The organism is Amorphus sp. 3PC139-8, assembly GCF_040750475.1.
GTDB lineage: Bacteria > Pseudomonadota > Alphaproteobacteria > Rhizobiales > Amorphaceae > Amorphus.
On the sequence record NZ_JABJVY010000026.1, the window covers coordinates 24,714 to 40,477 of the forward strand.

Annotated in this window: 15 protein-coding genes; 8 read left to right on the forward strand and 7 right to left on the reverse strand. The window is 66.2% G+C overall.

The genetic code is table 11. From position 1 onward, the window contains the following. Positions 1 to 10: 10 nt before the first annotated feature. The 3 genes from HNS03_RS20430 to HNS03_RS20440 all read left to right on the forward strand — a co-directional run bounded on the left by HNS03_RS20430 (position 11) and on the right by HNS03_RS20440 (position 2,856). Complete coding sequence (locus tag HNS03_RS20430; protein WP_367197901.1) at positions 11 to 787, forward strand: SDR family NAD(P)-dependent oxidoreductase; 777 nt, start codon at positions 11 to 13, stop codon at positions 785 to 787. A gap of 125 nt (positions 788 to 912) precedes the next feature. Next, entirely contained in the window at positions 913 to 1,938 is a 1,026-nt protein-coding gene (locus tag HNS03_RS20435; RefSeq protein ID WP_367197902.1) for a zinc-binding dehydrogenase, read from the forward strand. Positions 1,939 to 1,941: 3 nt separating this feature from the next. Continuing rightward, the gene (locus HNS03_RS20440) at positions 1,942 to 2,856 is read left to right on the forward strand and encodes a lipid A biosynthesis lauroyl acyltransferase (protein WP_367197903.1); all 915 of its coding nucleotides are present in this window, start codon (positions 1,942 to 1,944) and stop codon (positions 2,854 to 2,856) included. Between the two features lie 30 nt (positions 2,857 to 2,886). On the opposite strand, the gene HNS03_RS20445 is transcribed toward HNS03_RS20440, so the two are convergent. From HNS03_RS20445 to HNS03_RS20455, 3 genes are all read right to left on the reverse strand, one after another. Beyond that, positions 2,887 to 3,756 carry an endonuclease/exonuclease/phosphatase family protein gene (locus HNS03_RS20445; RefSeq protein ID WP_367197904.1) on the reverse strand — a complete coding sequence of 290 codons (870 nt, stop codon included), beginning with the start codon at positions 3,754 to 3,756 and terminating at the stop codon, positions 2,887 to 2,889. A 79-nt stretch (positions 3,757 to 3,835) separates the two neighbouring features. Further along, positions 3,836 to 5,149 carry a PilZ domain-containing protein gene (locus HNS03_RS20450; protein ID WP_367197905.1) on the reverse strand — a complete coding sequence of 438 codons (1,314 nt, stop codon included), beginning with the start codon at positions 5,147 to 5,149 and terminating at the stop codon, positions 3,836 to 3,838. A gap of 104 nt (positions 5,150 to 5,253) precedes the next feature. Then, the gene (locus HNS03_RS20455) at positions 5,254 to 6,015 is read right to left on the reverse strand and encodes a polysaccharide biosynthesis/export family protein (protein ID WP_367197906.1); all 762 of its coding nucleotides are present in this window, start codon (positions 6,013 to 6,015) and stop codon (positions 5,254 to 5,256) included. 376 nt (positions 6,016 to 6,391) lie between these two features. Here HNS03_RS20455 and HNS03_RS20460 point away from each other — a divergent pair, with 376 nt between their 5' ends. Next, entirely contained in the window at positions 6,392 to 7,072 is a 681-nt protein-coding gene (locus HNS03_RS20460; protein ID WP_367197907.1) for a DUF1345 domain-containing protein, read from the forward strand. On the opposite strand, the gene HNS03_RS20465 is transcribed toward HNS03_RS20460, so the two are convergent. Further along, on the reverse strand, positions 7,069 to 7,308 hold the full coding sequence (locus HNS03_RS20465; protein WP_367197908.1) for a hypothetical protein: 240 nt from the start codon (positions 7,306 to 7,308) through the stop codon (positions 7,069 to 7,071). The genes HNS03_RS20460 and HNS03_RS20465 overlap by 4 nt on opposite strands. Before the next feature lie 218 nt (positions 7,309 to 7,526). Here HNS03_RS20465 and purD point away from each other — a divergent pair, with 218 nt between their 5' ends. The 3 genes from purD (at position 7,527) to HNS03_RS20480 (ending at position 10,835) form a co-directional block, all read left to right on the forward strand. After that, a complete protein-coding gene (gene purD / locus HNS03_RS20470; protein WP_367197909.1) occupies positions 7,527 to 8,801 on the forward strand; it encodes a phosphoribosylamine--glycine ligase in 1,275 nt (424 codons plus the stop codon). A gap of 86 nt (positions 8,802 to 8,887) precedes the next feature. Continuing rightward, positions 8,888 to 9,820, forward strand: a complete 933-nt coding sequence (locus HNS03_RS20475; protein ID WP_367197910.1) for an alpha/beta fold hydrolase — start codon at positions 8,888 to 8,890, stop codon at positions 9,818 to 9,820. Positions 9,821 to 10,214: 394 nt separating this feature from the next. Next, entirely contained in the window at positions 10,215 to 10,835 is a 621-nt protein-coding gene (locus tag HNS03_RS20480; RefSeq protein ID WP_367197911.1) for a hypothetical protein, read from the forward strand. A gap of 222 nt (positions 10,836 to 11,057) precedes the next feature. Here the strand turns inward: HNS03_RS20480 and HNS03_RS20485 are convergent, their stop codons facing one another. The 3 genes from HNS03_RS20485 to HNS03_RS20495 form a co-directional block, all read right to left on the reverse strand. Beyond that, positions 11,058 to 11,837, reverse strand: coding sequence for a DUF2092 domain-containing protein (locus HNS03_RS20485; RefSeq protein WP_367197912.1), 780 nt, complete (start codon positions 11,835 to 11,837; stop codon positions 11,058 to 11,060). A 46-nt stretch (positions 11,838 to 11,883) separates the two neighbouring features. Continuing rightward, positions 11,884 to 12,225 carry a hypothetical protein gene (locus tag HNS03_RS20490; RefSeq protein ID WP_367197913.1) on the reverse strand — a complete coding sequence of 114 codons (342 nt, stop codon included), beginning with the start codon at positions 12,223 to 12,225 and terminating at the stop codon, positions 11,884 to 11,886. Between the two features lie 389 nt (positions 12,226 to 12,614). Further along, positions 12,615 to 14,126 carry an AMP nucleosidase gene (locus HNS03_RS20495; protein ID WP_367197914.1) on the reverse strand — a complete coding sequence of 504 codons (1,512 nt, stop codon included), beginning with the start codon at positions 14,124 to 14,126 and terminating at the stop codon, positions 12,615 to 12,617. Positions 14,127 to 14,318: 192 nt separating this feature from the next. Between HNS03_RS20495 and HNS03_RS20500 the strand changes: the two genes are divergently transcribed. Further along, positions 14,319 to 15,455: a site-specific DNA-methyltransferase gene (locus tag HNS03_RS20500; RefSeq protein ID WP_367197915.1), complete on the forward strand. Its 1,137-nt coding sequence runs from the start codon at positions 14,319 to 14,321 to the stop codon at positions 15,453 to 15,455. The last annotated feature ends 309 nt before the right edge of the window (positions 15,456 to 15,764 follow it).

Sequence of the window (15,764 nt, forward strand, 5' to 3'; positions counted from 1 at the left end):
CTTGCCTGCGATGACGGACACGACGGCCGACGTCGCCAAACGCGTCTATGTCGTCGGCGCCAGCCGCGGCATCGGTGCTGCGACCGCCTGCGCCCTTGCCGAGGACGGCTACGATTTGTTGCTCGCCTCGCGCAATACGGACGGCGCCTTGGCGGCGCTCGGCGAGGAGCTGCGCGCGCGCCATCCCGATCGCGTCATCGAAACGATGCAGGTCGACACCGGCGATCGGGCACAAGTCGCGGCGCTGGCGGCACGTCTGGAAGAGGACGAGGCCGCCTACGGGCTTCTCTACAATGCCGGCCAATCCTACGACCGGTTGGCCGCGACCATCGAGGCGGAACGCATCGCCGAACTGATGGAAATCAACGCGCTCGCCTTCATGCGCCTGGCGGCGGCGGCAATCCGGCCGATGATTCGCGCAAGGACCGGGCGGATTATCGCCACCGGCTCCGTCACCGCCACCGGCGGCGTCTCCGGCAACGCGGCCTATGCGGCGACCAAGGGCGCGCTGATCGGCTACGTTCGCACGCTCGCCGTGGAGATCGCGCGCAAGGGCGTCACGGTCAACGTGATGGCGCCCGGCTTTATCGAGACCAGCCTGATCGAGCCCTACCTCGCCTACCGCGACCAGCTCGAGCGCCAGATCCCCGCCGGCCGCCTGGGGCGGCCGGAGGAGATCGCCGACCTGATCCGATTTGTGATTTCGCCGCGCGCCAGCTACATCACCGGCGCGGTCCTGACGATCGACGGCGGGCTTTCCGCCCACCTCGTCAGTCGTCGAACCTAGAGAGCGTTTCCAGGCCAAGTGGAAACCGGTTGGCCGCCCGAACTTGCGAGAAAACAAGCGGATGGGGCAGGCCTGCCGGCGCTGCCTTCATCCCGTTAACCCATCCAAACGGAGCCCTCGACCCGATGCGCGCGCTTCAGCTCGTCTCCGATCGCAACCTCGAGATCGCGGATATCGCGCCGCCTGACTCCCCTGGCGAAGGCGAGGTCGAAATCGAGATCGGTGCGGTCGCCCTCAACCATATCGATGTCTGGGGTTGGCGCGGCATGGCGTTCGCCAAGCGCAAGCTGCCGCTGGTCGTCGGAGCGGAGGCAGCCGGCACCGTCGTGTCGGTCGGCCCCGGCGTTGACCAGCTCGGCGTCGGCCAGCGGGTCGCGATCTACGGGGCGCAGACCTGCGGCACCTGCCGGGCCTGCCGGGAAGGCCGCGAAAATCTCTGCGAGAATGTCGGCGGCATCCACGGCTTTCATCTCGACGGCTTCGCCCGCGAGCGGATGGTGACCAAGGCTCGGCTGTGCGTGCCGGTGCCCGACAATGTCGGCATGGTCGACGCCGCCTGCGCTTCCATCACCTTCGGCACCGTGGAGCACATGCTGTTCGACAACGCCGAGCTGGAAGCCGGCGAGACCATTCTGGTCCAGGCCGGCGGATCCGGCATCGGGACGGCGGCGATCCGGCTTGCCAAGCACATCGGCGCGACCGTCATCACCACCGTCGGCAGCGACGAGAAGGCGGAGAAGGCCCGCGCACTCGGCGCCGACCACGTGATCAACTATCGCACCGAGCGCTTCGAGGGCGTCGTGCGCAAACTGACGCGCAAGCGCGGTGTCGACGTCGTGTTCGAGCACACCGGTGTCGACACCTGGCAGGGTAGCCTGTTCTCGCTCACGCGCGGCGGGCGGCTGGTCACTTGCGGCTCGACCACCGGCATCACCGCCCAGATCAACCTGATGCAGCTCTTCCAGCAGCAGTACCGCATCTTCGGCTCGTTCGGCTGCGCGATTCACAATCTCAGCGACGGCCTTGCCCATATGGCCGAAGGCGTGCTGCCGGTGGTGGACACGGTGATCACCCTCGACCAGATCGAAGAGGGGCTGGCGCGGCTGGAAAGCCGAAAGGTGTTCGGCAAGATCGTCATGACGATGAGCTGATCGGTGGTTTCCCGACGCCAGCTCGCCGCGCGCGGCCTTGCGTTCGCCGATTGGCTGTTCGCCAAGATCGTGGTCGCCCTGGTCCGGCTGATCCGCCTGTTGCCGGCGCATGCTGCGGTGGCGTTCGGCGGCTTCGCCGCGCGCACGATCGGACCGCTGCTTCCCGTCGACAAGACCGGGCGGGAGAACCTGGCCGCCGCCTATCCGGACATACCCGCCAAGGAGCGCCGGCAGATCCTGAACGGCGTCTGGGACAATCTCGGCCGCACTTCAGCGGAGTTCCTGTTTCTCGACCGGATCTTCGATTTCGATTTCCACGATCCGACCGCCGGCCATTTCGAGGTCAACGGCATCGATCAATTCATCGAGATCCGCGATTCCGACACGCCCTGCATCGTGTTTACCGCGCATCTGGCGAACTGGGAGCTCTTGCCGGTCTGCGCGGCGACCTTCGGCCTCGACGTGTCCGTCCTGTTCCGGCCGCTCAACAACGAGCGGCTCGCCCGCGAGCTCGACCAGGTGCGCGGCAGCGTCATGGGCGGGCTGGTGCCCTCCCGCCCCGGCGCCGTGGCCCAGCTCGACGGCATTCTCGCCCGCGGCGGGCATGTCGGCGTGCTGGTCGACCAGCGCTTCGGGCGCGGGCTCACCCTGCCCTTTTTCGGCCGGCCGGCGAAGACCAATCCGCTGATCGCCAAGCTCGCCCGCCGCCACGACTGCAAGGTCTACGCGGCCCGCACCGTGCGCAAGCCGGAAGGCCGCTTCTATATGGAGCTCAAAGGACCGATCGAGCTCCCGCGAGAGGGCGACGGCAGCGTCGACGTGGACGCCACCATGATCATGGTCAACGAGATCATCGAGAGCTGGGTCCGCGAACACCCGGAGCAGTGGCTCTGGCTCCATCGCCGCTGGCGCATTTAGAACGCCGAGCAAAAACGGTTCCCGCTTTCCTCAACGACGACCCAAGATCGCCACGTCCGCAATCACCGGCAGGTGATTGGAGCCAATGTCCGGACCGACGCCCACCAGGCGCGCGGACAGCTCGTCGGTGACGAGGATCTGATCGATCCGCAGGCCGATCGCCGGCAGCCAGTTCGGCCAGCTCGGGGTGAACCAGGGCCCTGCCTCGGTGGGAAGCGACAGCCCGCTGCGATCCACATAGCTGCGGAAGCTGAGCGACAGCGGCGAGGCGTTGTGGTCGCCGGCGACGACCGTCGGCAGCCCGGCCGCACGGATCACCGCATGATAGTTCCGGAACGCCGCGGCGCGTTGGCCTTCGTCCGCCGGATTGTTCGGCTTCGGCGCGTGCACCCCGAGGACCAGCACCGGCTGGCCGTCGACCAGCGCGCAGCCGACGGCGGAACGCGGCCGCAGCGCAATGTCGATCTCCGGCGTCGGGCAAACCTCCAGACGCGCCCGGCGATAGATGGCGGTCGAGCCCGAGGAACTTTCCGCCATCAGCACATAGTCGGTGCCCAACAGCCGCTCCAGAAGCTGGCTCCACACCGGGCTGCGCTCCTGAACCACCAGCACGTCCGGATCGCGCTCCCACAGCGCCTGCGACAGGGCCGCCACGTCGGTGTTGGAGAATAGAAGATTCGCCGTCATCACCCGCAGCGGCGCCCCCGAGCCTCCCGAGGCGGCCGTGAGCGTGCTCTTGTAGGCGGCAAGGCCGATCCCGAGCGCCACCACCAGAACCGAGGCGGCCACCAGGAAGCCGCGCCGACGATGGAACAGCGCCACGCCGGCGAGCCAAAGCGCGAGCAGGCTCACAAGCTGCGGCAGAAAGTTGAGACCGCTGTCGACAAACCAGGAAAGCATTGCGATCCGACCTGTTCAGGCCCTTGTTCTTACGCGTGTCCGGAGGGCGAAGCGGTTTTTCCCTTCGCCCGGAAACGCTCTATAGCCCAGTCGACTGTTGGAACCGTACCCGCGCCGGTTCGCCGACATCGGTCAATGGCAGTGCCCTGTCCGGCTTGATCCAGGCGACCTGCTTGTCGCTGGATGCCGCAAGACCCGGCGGAATGCCGATCACGTCGCTCGGGGCCGTTGGGCTGACCCGCTCGATCCGCCCGCCGAACGTCGCGCCGGAATAGATCAAGGTGATCTCCACCAGCCGCCCCGGCTGCCAGGCCTCCGCCTGGTTGAAGTCGAACAGCGCCTCGATCACCGGTGTCTCTTCCCTGTCCACGAGATCCACCATCGGCGCGCCGGACGGCACCAGCTCGCCGAGCGCGGCCGTATAGCGAACCACCATGCAATTGCAGGGGCTTTCCAGCATTTGGCGCACGCCATCGATGGATGTCACATGGGCAAGCGGATCGCCAGCCTCCACGGTGGCATCCTCCACCGCCACGATCTCGTCGAGCGAGCCGGTGAAAGGCGCGGCCACCACGATTCGCGGCGCGGCAACGGCCCCGGTCTCCGCGGTGAAGACCGGTTCGATCGGAGCGAAGAAGACGAACAGGCCGATCGTCACCACCACCAGCGCCAGAATGGCATTGAACGTCCCGGAGACGAGCCGGATCATGCGCGATGCCGGCCGCCGATCGCTTTTCGCCTTGGTTTTGCGCGGGCCATCCGACGGCGCCTCGCCAACGGGCAGCGCGGTCGGCGCCCGCCCGGAAAGCAGTGCGGCCGCCAGCGTCCGCAGCATGCGAAGCTGCGACGGACTCAGCTCGGTGAAGCGAAAGCCGATGCGGTGCGGGTCGACATGCACGACTTCCGCCTGAACCGACGTGGAAATCACGAACTGGTCGAGGAACAGAGTGAACGTGCCGCCAAAGGTCTGGCCTTTGGAAAAGCCCGTCTTGGCCGCGGCGAGCGCGAAGCCCCCGATGGACCAATCCAACGTTTCGTAGCTTTGGCCACCGGTGTCGAAGCGCGCTCTAGTCTCAAGTCGGGAGGCAAGCCGTCGGCTGCGGCCGTCGACGTCGCTTGCACGCGGCTCGCCGACGCCCCATCCGGTCCCGGTCTCCTTTCGCGGGACGGCAGCTTGCGGCGATGGTCCGGCGCCGCCGCGCCGTGCCGCAAGCGACGCGGACACCGCCGCCGCCGTTAGATGCTGGGTGTCCTGTCCGCCCGCGACCGAGAAGTCATCCGTCGACCTGTCCACACCGCCAGACGCGTTCCGCTCCACCCGGCGGCCGAACAAGCTGCCCAGCATTCCGGCGCGGGTCGCCGCCCCTCCGCCTCGCGTTTGTCCATCGTCCACCGTTGACCCGCCCTTGCCGTCTTCCGGCCCCGAACCAGACCCTAACGGCACCGCCCTGTCCGGGTCGTCGCCGGCAGCTCCAAGAGGGGTTCCCGGCGGGATCATCAGTAGACGTTTCTCTGGATCGCGTAGCTGAAGTTGCTGCTGAACGGTAGCGTCTTGTTGATGTATTGGTCGACCCAGAGATTCACTTCCGCGATCCGCGAGCGCGGCACGAAGACGATATCGTAGGGCTGAAGGATCAGGTTTTCGTTGGGATCGGCACTGCCCGCGAACTGGGCGAGGTCCACCACGCGCAACATGGGTTTGTCGTCGGGCCCGCGGCGGATCAGAACGATCTTGTTGGTGCCGGCCGTGTCTTTCATGCCGCCGGCCATGATCACCGCTTCCATCACCCCGAGCGGACCCGGCATGGTCAGGGCGCCGGGTTCATTCACTTCGCCGCCAACGAAGACTTGCCGAGCGCCGAAGCTGGTCGGCACCACGCCGACGGTCGGATAGCGCAGATATTTCCGGTAGCGCTTTTCCAGCTCCTGCTCGAGCTCCTTCGGCGTCCGCCCCTCTGCCGGCACGCCGCCGATCAGGCTCAGATAGATCATGCCGTCTGGCGCGACCTGGGTCTCGGTGGACTCGTCGTCGTAGAAGGGCAGATTGATGGTGACCTGATCGCCGATCACGAAGCGGAATTGATACTCGACCGCGTCGGTCCACGGCCGGAAACCGGGCACCGTCGCAGGGGCCGCATAGGCCGTCGGCACGATCGCCACAGGTTCGTCCCCGGACGTATTGCCTACGCATCCCGTCAGCCGGGTCGAGCTGCGCAGCGACTGGGCGCACGGCTCCTGCGGGGCGTCGCTTGCAGCCATATGGCTGCACCCACCGACGACCAGCACTCCAAGGAGTGCGACTGCGCTCTGCCTCACGGTACGCCTCACAAGACCCGATACACGCGGCAAATGTCGGGCGTTAAGCTTACCATCACGTAAATGAACCCGCGCCAATTGCACCCATGTGCCGGCCAGGATCAGGACTCGTAAATCCGGAAGTCATGAGTCCTGACCCTAGGTCATCGACCCATGACCTAGACCCGTTCCGCTTTTCCCGGAATCACGGCACGGGTCTAAGTTACGGCCCCGCTCCTGTTTTGCTGTGACGGGAAGGCTGCTAGAGACTGTTACGGGCTTGGAATAGGGCTGCGCCCGCTACCGGTTTCCGGAAGGCGCAAGCAGGGGAGAGCGCGAGATGAAGCACCGCGTCGACCAGCTCCTCCGAACCCGGCCGGATCGCGTGCACTGGCTGCGCTACGTCATCAGCATCGGGCTCGGCCTGGTGCTGATCCTGCTCCTGCCCTCCTCCATGACGCTGGCGTCACGAGTCGCGATCGGGTGGTGCGGCGCGGCGGCCTGTCAGATCGCCTTGATCGTGTTCGTCATGCAGCGCTGGAGCGCCCTTTCCCTGCATGACCGGATCGTGGCCGCCTCGATCGGACAGCTCGGCTTCGCGCTGCTTCTGGTAATCGGCGCAGGTGTTTCCGTTACCGCGACGATCTGGGTGCTCAGGGTGGCGCACAGCCAGGGACCGCTGTCGGAAACCCTGCACCTGATCCTGGGCGGCGGAACGGTGCTGCTGACCTGGTTCACCATCCAGTGCATCTTCGCTGTCCGCTATGCGCATCTCTACTACGAGGAAGCCTCGGACGGACAGGAGCGCGGCCTCGCCTTCCCCGGCGGGCAGGAGCCGGACTACTCGGACTTTCTCTATTTCGCGATCTGCGCCGGGATGACGTTTCAGGTGTCCGACGTCGCCACCGTCAGCCGCATCTTCCGCAAATGGGTGACGTTCCACGGCGTGCTGTCATTTCTGTTTTCCACGATCAACCTGGCACTGCTGGTCGACATCGCCGCGAATTTGGTGGGGAGCTAGTCGCCGCGCGGCTCGCTTCCTCGCTCCGCCGGGACCTCGTCGGCGGCTCCCTCGTCGACCTGATCGGCACTTGACGGATGCGGCAGGAGCCCACGACGACGATCGCGCGCCGAGCGCAATGCGCGGCGCCCAAGGACGAGCGCGCCGAGCGCCATGGCACCCACCGCCATCGCTCCCCCGGCGACCGGACCGAGGGCGACGGTCTCGTCCTCATCCTTGCGCGTTCTGGACACCATGTCGGGTCCTCCTAACGACCCTCAATTGTAGCCGAACCAGGCCGCGGTCGAAAGGTTCCGCCCGGTCCGAAGCCGGCCATCGCGCGGACATTGGGCGCAAATTTGCGTGACCTCCGCCTCTTTTTCGCCGGTGGGGATGCGCGGCTTGCGGTGGAAGCGATCCGGGCCCGGTGCTAAAGCCGACGCGGCAGTGATCGGAACGAGCAACGAGGGCCTTCGTGAACATTCTCCTGATTGGCGGCGGCGGCCGCGAACATGCCCTGGCTTGGGCCTTGAAGAAGTCGCCCCGAGTCGAGCGGCTATTTGCGGCGCCCGGCAATCCGGGGATCGCAACGCTTGCGGAGACGATTCCCCTCAAGAGCGACGATCACGACGCCGTTGTCGCCTTTTGCCGGGAGACCGGCATCGATCTGGTGGTGGTCGGTCCGGAAGCCCCGCTCGTGGCAGGGCTCGTCGATGTGCTGGACGCAGCCGGCATTCGCGCCTTCGGCCCGACCAAAGCCGCAAGCGCGCTGGAAGGCTCGAAGGGCTTCACCAAGGAGCTCTGCGCGGAAGCGAACATTCCGACCGCCGCCTTCCGCCGGGCCGCCAGCCTCGAGGCGGCCCTTGCGGCCCTTCACGACATGGGCGCGCCGATCGTGGTGAAGGCCGACGGGCTTGCCGCCGGCAAGGGCGTCGTGGTTGCCGAAACCATGGACGAGGCCCAGGCGGCGATCGAGGCCTGCTTTTCCGGCTCGTTCGGCGCCGCCGGCGCGGAGGTCGTACTGGAGGAAAAGTTGATCGGCGAGGAGGCCAGTTTCTTCGCGCTGACCGACGGCGAAACGGTGTTGCCGCTCGCCACCGCCCAGGACCACAAGCGCGCCTTCGACGGAGACCAGGGTCCCAACACCGGCGGCATGGGCGCCTATTCGCCCGCCCCCGTCATGAGCGACGAGATGGTCGCCCGCACCTTGCGCGAGATCGTCGAACCGACGGTGGCGAGGTTGAAGGCGCGCGGCACCCCGTTTCGCGGCGTGCTCTATGCCGGGCTGATGATCACCGACGAAGGCCCCAAGCTGATTGAGTACAATGTCCGCTTCGGCGATCCGGAATGTCAGGTCCTGATGGTGCGCCTTGAGAGCGATCTCGCCGAGCTTCTGTTCGCGGCGTCGGCGCCGGGCGGTCTTTCCGGCATGACCGCCACCTGGTCGGCGCACCCGGCCCTCACCGTCGTCATGGCCACCAAAGGCTATCCCGGACCGGTGGAGACCGGATCGGAGATCAAGGGCCTCGACGCCATCGACGATCCGCAAGTGGTGGTATTTCATGCCGGCACAGCGCGCGCCGACGGCCGGCTGGTGGCCAAGGGGGGCCGGGTGCTCGCCGTCACCGCCTCGGGGACGACCATCGAGGCCGCGCGGGGGCGGGCTTACGCGGCGGTCGACAAGATCGACTGGCCGGAGGGATTTTATCGCACGGACATCGGCGCGCGGGCGATCGGCCGCTCCTCCTGATCCCCCGCCTTGCAAGCCGCGGTCGAGATCGTCATCCTCGACCGCGACCTGTTCACCCGACCCGTCCCCGGCGCAAGAGGATCTCCATGGCCGAACTGCCCGAGCTGTTTCCCGGTTTCCGATCGGAGATGGTCGACGGCGACGGGGTGAAAATCCACTGCCGGATCGGCGGAGATGGGCCGCCGCTGGTCTGTCTGCACGGTTTTCCTCAGACCCATGCCATGTGGCACAAGCTCGCGCCCGCGCTCGCGGCACGCTACACCGTCGTGCTGCCGGACCTGCGCGGCTACGGGGCGAGCGGTCTGGCGGCCACCGGAAGCGACTTCACCGCCTATTCCAAGCGCGAAATGGCCAAGGACGTGGTCGCGGTCATGAACCGGCTGGGCTTCTCGCGCTTCCGCCTCGCCGGCCACGATCGTGGCGCGCGGGTCGCCTACCGGCTGGCGTTCGACTTTCCCGAGGCGGTCGAAAAGCTCGCGCTTCTGGATATCATCCCGACCGCGGCGATGTGGGACGGGATGACCGTCGAGCGCGCCATGAGCGCCTATCACTGGCTGTTCCTGGCCCAGCACGAGCCGCTGCCGGAGCTCCTGATCGCCCGCGCGCCGGTACAATATCTCGACCACACCTTGGCGAGCTGGACCAAGTCCCACAATCTGACCTCCTTCGACGATCGCGCGCTTGCACACTACCGCGCCTTCTACGGCCAGGCCGAACGCGTCCACGCCACCTGCGAGGACTACCGCGCCGGCGCGAGCATCGACTGGGACATCGACCGGGCCGACCAGGAGGCCGGCCGCAAGATCACCACGCCGACCTTCGTGCTCTGGGGGTCGCACGGCATTCCCGGCGGCGGCAACGGCCCGCTGCAGGTCTGGCAGAATTGGGCCGAGACCGTGGACGGTCACGAGATCGATTCCGGCCATTTCCTGTGCGAAGAGGCCCCCGACGAGACGCTTGCCGCCCTGCTCCTCTTCTTCGAGGATCCGGAGGCCGAGGAGACGGGCGAGGCATCCTGATTTCCGAGAGCATGTCCCGTTCGAATTGGTTCGGCTCGAACGATACGGACGTGTTCATTGCAGTGGTTTACGGGGCGCTGTGGTGCTATCAGCAAGCACCCTGCCCGGATGGTTACCGACTGTTACGGACTGATCCATTTGGACCGGGGACGGACAAGCCTTCGCCATAGGATTGTCCGGATTTGACGGTGGGTTCGGCGCGGTCACGAGGCGACCGGATCGAATCGCCGCGAAGCCGAAAAGCGTGATCGTTTCAATGCGTTCGATGAGGTGCGGGCGGATGGGCTGAGCCTCTGCCCCGATCGCATTCCTGTCGAACGATGTCGGGTTGGGCTGCCTCGTCGCCGACGGAGGCAGTCGGTTGACGAGCATCGTCGGCCTATGGAGGACTTGAATGAGCACTTGGCTTTCCCCCATGCGCGGCGCGGCCGCCGCACTTCTGCTGTCGCTTTGCGCGGTTGCTCCGGCCGGCGCGGCGGAGACCGCCAGCCAGCAGGCCACTGATACGGCCGACGCCATCAACTATGTCGACGTGTTCGGCGATGCCGAGGTCGAGACCTTCAAGGCGCAGGTGGTCACCACCAACAAGATGGAAAACCAGGTCGTCGTGAAGACGCCGAACCGGGACGAGTACGCCATGCCGGTGCCGCCCGGCTTCGATCTCGACGAGGTGCGCGAGAACCAGTTCCTGACCGTGAGCCACCTCCAGGGCCTGATCCTGGACGTCGCCCAGAGCAAGGCCGAAGAGCCGGGCATCACCCTCGACCTCGACGTGACGCTGGCCGACCCGGACAAGCTGCCGGAAGGCCTGACCGTCCGCAACGTCACCCTGACCGCGAAGATCCTCGAGATCAGCCAGGAAAGCGGCACGGTCACCTTCGAGGCGCCGGACGGCGAGAAGCGCACCGTCGCGCTCGTCCACCCGGAGCTTCTGAAGAAGCTCGACATCAAGTCGGGCGACCTGGTCGACCTGCACTATTACGACGCGCTGGGCGTCGAGATCTCCAACACCTGATTGGTGCGTCTGGCCTGGGAACGCTTTAATACGACGAAAGCCGGGGGCGACCCCGGCTTTTTTTGTTGGATGAGCCGCGCCCGCGCAGCCGCGAGCAAGGCGAGTTGGCGTGAGCGAAAACAATCGGCGAAGCCAGCGCGCGACGGCGCGCCGGCACATTGTTCGGCCCCGTTTCCGGACGGCGAACCGGGTCCCGCTTTTCTCGGGCTTCGCGGAGCCCGCCTACTGCGCCGGATTGAGCTCGATCGCCTGCCAGCCGTCCGCGATCTCCGCGGTGAACGTGGCGTCGGGAAGCGCCTTCTCGGAGAAACGGTGGAAGGTCGTGATCATCTCCGGATCGCCGAGCTCGCGCAGATAGGTCGTCACGAGACGCTCCGGTAGCGGGGCGCTGCCGTCCGCGATCCAGAACAGCCGGTAGGCGTCGATCGTCTCCACGGCAACGACGGTGGAGATATCGTCGCCGAGCTTGCGTTCGCCCAAGACCTCCGCGCCGATCGCCGCCTCGTCCAGTTCGCTGAACGGCGTGGAGGTGACGAACGACAAGAGCGGAAACGTGGTGCCGAGCCGCTCTTCCATGGCCGTCACCAGCCCGTCGATATCGCCATCGAACGGCAACTCGATATAGGTCCCTGCGGTCGTGTTGGCGAAGGTGACATTGGCTCCGTCGAACCAGACCTTGCGCTCGCTGCCGTCGTCGAACTGGGCGTCGAGGAACAGCTTGTTCGGCCGCTTGACCGCCACGTGGTAGCTGGCGGCGCGCTTGCCCGCCGGGCCGTTCAGGGTCGGCTCGTCGAACAGGCTGGAGGCGTTGAACTCGAAGCTCGTCAGGCCGCCGAGATAGGTGGCCATGTCGCCAACGGCGGCCAGGCCCGCTTCGGCGGAGGCTTCGGCCGAAGGTTTGGCCTGCGTGTCGTCAGATTGCGCGAATGCCGGGGTGGCAGAGAACAGCGCGGCCGCGAACAGAGGCGCGAGCCCGCGCAGGAATGTCCGGTTCAGTCCCATGATCGTCGATATCCTCGATGAATGCGTGTCGCAGGCGAGCGGGCGCTTACCAGCGCCGGTCGACGCGGCGCGTGGTCCGCCGGGCGGTCCGTCGCGCGACGCCGTTGACACCTGCGGGACCGTAGACCGGATGCGCATAGGCCGGCGCCGGCACATAGGCCGGGTGGCTCGGATAGACCCAGTAGGGTGCGCCGACGGCGGTGTAGTACATCGCAGGCGCCGTTAGCGTGTCGGTGTTGACGACCACGGTGGCGCCGGACTTGGTGTAGACTGTCACCTGGGCGGCATGGGCGAGGTCCGCTCCCACCAGGGAGACGACGGCGGCCAGCGCGACGACGCGGGCCGTGCGGCCGAGCCCCGGCCGGGTCAGGTTGATCGCTTGAGACATGAAGACGGTATCCTCCTTGGGTTCGTCGAGCGAAGGCCGAGATCGAGCCGGTCCTCGACGGCCACCGCGAACCGCGCGCGGATCGCAGCAATCGGGTTTCGAGGTCGGAAACTGTGATCTGAAGAAACCATCGGATGGCTGAGAACGGACAGTCGATCCGCAATCGTCGTCCATATGCAGGTCGGCCCCGTCAGAGCCCTTCCGGCTGTCTGCCCAACGGCAAATCAGCTCCAACCGATCGTTTGCGTTTCCGGCTGGCGAACCGCTTGTCCCTTCGCCTGGAAGCGCCCAGAAGTCCCAACACCCTCGAATCTAGTGTCTTCGTCGCCCTTGGGGCCGACCTATATCGGGCTTTGATAAAGAAAACTTGAACGCATGCCCCCGGGATCTTACTGGAACGCGACTTCCTCGAACGAGCGAAGCTTGCGCGAATGCAGGCGTTCGCGCGGCATGGAGCGCAGGCTTTCCAGCGCCCGAATGCCGATCGCGAGATGCTGGTCGACCTGGCGCCGATAGAATGCGCTCGCCATGCCGGGCAGCTTGATCTCGCCGTGCAGCGGCTTGTCGGAGACGCACAGAAGCGTCCCGTAGGGCACCCGGAACCGGAATCCGTTGGCCGCGATCGTCGCCGATTCCATGTCGAGCGCGATCGCCCGCGACTGGGAGAAGCGGCGCAGCGGTTCGCGGTGGTCTCTCAGTTCCCAGTTGCGGTCGTCGATGGTGGCCACCGTGCCGGTGCGCATCACGCGCTTCAGCTCGTAGCCCGACAGCCCGGTGACCGCGGCCACCGCCTCCTCGATCGCTACCTGCACTTCCGCCAGCGGTGGGATCGGCACCCAGGTCGGCAGATCGGCGTCGAGCACATGGTCCTCGCGCACATAGCCGTGGGCCAGCACGTAGTCGCCGAGCCGCTGAGTGTTCCTCAGCCCGGCGCAATGGCCCAGCATCAGCCAGGCATGGGGCCGCAGCACGGCCACGTGGTCGGTGATCGTCTTGGCGTTGGAGGGCCCCACTCCGATGTTCACCAGCGTGATCCCGGAATGATCGCCCCGCACGAGATGATAGGCCGGCATCTGCGGCATCCGCTCCGGCGCCTGCCCGCTGGTCGGCGATGACGCGCCGGCCGGCGTCACGCAATCGCCAGGCTCCACGAACGCGTCGTAGCCGTCGCCGCCGGCCGCCATCCGCTCGCGGGCGTGGCGCACGAAGGCATCGACATAGAAGGCGTAGTTGGTGAACAGCACATAGTTCTGGAAAGAGGCTGGGTTCGTCGCCGAATAGTGCCGCAAGCGGTGCAGCGAATAGTCCGTCCTGGGCGCGGTGAACGGCGCAAGCGGCATCGGCGCGCCGGCCACCCGCTCCAAAGCGCCGTTAACGATCGCATCGTCCATGTGCGTCAGATCCGGCACGTCGAAGCGATCGCGCAGCGGCCAGGTCACGTCGCCCGCCAATGCGCCTTCGACATTCATTCCCTCCGGATAGGCGAAATGGATCGGGATCGGCGTGGCCGATTCGCCGATCGTGACGGCCGCGCCGTGATTCTGGATCAAAAGGCTGAGCTGCTCGATCAGATAGGCGCGGAACAGGTCCGGGCGGGTGATTGTGGTCTGGTGGGTGCCCGGCCCCGGCACGAAGCCGTAGGCGAGCCGGGAATCGACGCGGGCAAAGGATTGGGTCGCAATCCTGACCTCGGGATAGAATGCCCGAACGCGCTGGTCCGGCACGCCGCCGCCGGCCACCACCGCCTCGAAGCGGTCGCGCAAGAAGGCGGTGTTCCGCTGATAGATCGCTTCCAGCCGCGCCACCGCGGCATGGGGATCACGAAACGCCTCCGAGGGCCAGGGCGCCGGTTGATCGAGATGCGCGCCGGCAGGCTGGGAATTCGGCTCGCGACCACTCATGTCCACTCCCTCGGCTGTTGTCGTCTCTTTATAGCGGACCATGCTGCACGCCCTTCCCGCCGGTTTCTTGGCAGAGCCGGACCCGGTTCGGCAAGGTTTGGTTAACCTTTTGAAATTCCTCAGAAATTAACCACGTATTCATACCCGTTGACGCATAACGACCTTGCCAATTGCGTAGGGTAATGCGTCGCAATGATGAGCAATCAAACCGGGGCGTCCGCCCGGGCGTCCCGGTCTCTCTCTTTGAATGGCGTTCTCGATCGCGTCCATCTGGGCGAAGCGGTCGATGTGATGAACGGCCTTCCCGAAGCGTCGGTGGATGTGGTCTTCGCGGATCCACCGTACAATCTCCAATTGGAGGGTGCCCTCACCCGGCCCGACCATTCCAGGGTCGACGGGGTGGACGCCGCCTGGGATCGCTTTTCCTCGTTCGCCGACTATGATGCCTTCACGCGAGCTTGGCTCGCCGCGGCCAAGCGCGTGCTGCGTCCCGGCGGAACGCTGTGGGTGATCGGCTCCTATCACAACATTTTCCGCGTCGGCGCCACGCTGCAGGATCTCGACTACTGGATCCTCAACGACGTGGTCTGGGTGAAGTCGAACCCGATGCCGAATTTCCGCGGCCGGCGCTTCACCAATGCCCATGAGACCATGATCTGGGCGGTGCGCGACAGCCACGAGACCAAGTACACCTTCAATTACGATGCGCTGAAAGCCTTCAACGACGGTCTGCAGATGCGCTCCGACTGGACGCTGCCGCTGTGCACCGGCCAGGAGCGCATGAAGGACGACGACGGCCACAAGCTGCATCCGACCCAGAAGCCGGAAGCCCTGCTCTACCGGGTGCTCCTGTCGAGCTCCAATCCCGGCGACGTGGTGCTCGATCCGTTCCTGGGCACCGGCACCACGGCCGCCGTCGCCAAGGCCCTCGGTCGCCATTTCATCGGAATCGAGCGCGAGGCCGACTATGCGGCCGCCGCCCGCGCCCGCATCGAGGCGGTGCGTCCCGCGCCGGAGCAGGGCCTGAAGACCATGCTCGGCAAGCGCGCCGCGCCGCGGATTCCGTTCGGTGCCGTGCTGGAAGCCGGCCTGGTGCGGCCGGGCGAACGGCTCACCTGCCCCAAGGGCCGACACGAGGCGATCGTGCGCGCCGACGCCACCCTGGAGGCCGGCGCCCATATCGGCTCCATCCACAAAGTCGGTGCCGCCGTCCAGGGCCTCGACGCCTGCAACGGCTGGACCTACTGGCACTTCGAAAAGCGCGGCAAGCGCCAGCCGATCGATGCGCTGCGCGAGGAAATTCGGGCCACCACGGCAAAGGCGGCGTGATTTTTAGAGCGTTTCCAGGCCAAGTGGAAACCGGTTGGCCGTCCGGAAACGCGTCGAAACAATGACGTAGACCCGCTCCGTAAGTCCGAGAAAAGCGGAACGGGTCTGGCCCTCGAAACCGCCGTCCATAGAATACGGAAGCCCTGGCCCAAACATCGCTCACTCCCGCGAAAGCGGGAGTCTATGGGGCGGAAGACATCGAATTCAGGGCCGCAGACTGATCGCGCCGACAGCTAGAGTCGTGCGGGGCGGCACCTTCGCGGCGAAACCTCCAGCTCCCTATGAACTCCCACTTTCGCGGGAGCAAGC

What these genes read in the sequence shown, in the direction of transcription:
- HNS03_RS20485 (WP_367197912.1), bottom strand. Translation starts at nt 11,837, where the DNA reads ATGGGACTGAACCGGACATTCCTGCGCGGGCTCGCGCCTCTGTTCGCG.
- HNS03_RS20435 (WP_367197902.1), top strand. Translation starts at nt 913, where the DNA reads ATGCGCGCGCTTCAGCTCGTCTCCGATCGCAACCTCGAGATCGCGGAT.
- HNS03_RS20430 (WP_367197901.1), top strand. Translation starts at nt 11, where the DNA reads ATGACGGACACGACGGCCGACGTCGCCAAACGCGTCTATGTCGTCGGC.
- HNS03_RS20455 (WP_367197906.1), bottom strand. Translation starts at nt 6,015, where the DNA reads ATGGCTGCAAGCGACGCCCCGCAGGAGCCGTGCGCCCAGTCGCTGCGC.
- HNS03_RS20460 (WP_367197907.1), top strand. Translation starts at nt 6,392, where the DNA reads ATGAAGCACCGCGTCGACCAGCTCCTCCGAACCCGGCCGGATCGCGTG.
- HNS03_RS20475 (WP_367197910.1), top strand. Translation starts at nt 8,888, where the DNA reads ATGGCCGAACTGCCCGAGCTGTTTCCCGGTTTCCGATCGGAGATGGTC.
- HNS03_RS20465 (WP_367197908.1), bottom strand. Translation starts at nt 7,308, where the DNA reads ATGGTGTCCAGAACGCGCAAGGATGAGGACGAGACCGTCGCCCTCGGT.
- HNS03_RS20490 (WP_367197913.1), bottom strand. Translation starts at nt 12,225, where the DNA reads ATGTCTCAAGCGATCAACCTGACCCGGCCGGGGCTCGGCCGCACGGCC.
- HNS03_RS20495 (WP_367197914.1), bottom strand. Translation starts at nt 14,126, where the DNA reads ATGAGTGGTCGCGAGCCGAATTCCCAGCCTGCCGGCGCGCATCTCGAT.
- HNS03_RS20500 (WP_367197915.1), top strand. Translation starts at nt 14,319, where the DNA reads ATGATGAGCAATCAAACCGGGGCGTCCGCCCGGGCGTCCCGGTCTCTC.
- HNS03_RS20445 (WP_367197904.1), bottom strand. Translation starts at nt 3,756, where the DNA reads ATGCTTTCCTGGTTTGTCGACAGCGGTCTCAACTTTCTGCCGCAGCTT.
- HNS03_RS20480 (WP_367197911.1), top strand. Translation starts at nt 10,215, where the DNA reads ATGAGCACTTGGCTTTCCCCCATGCGCGGCGCGGCCGCCGCACTTCTG.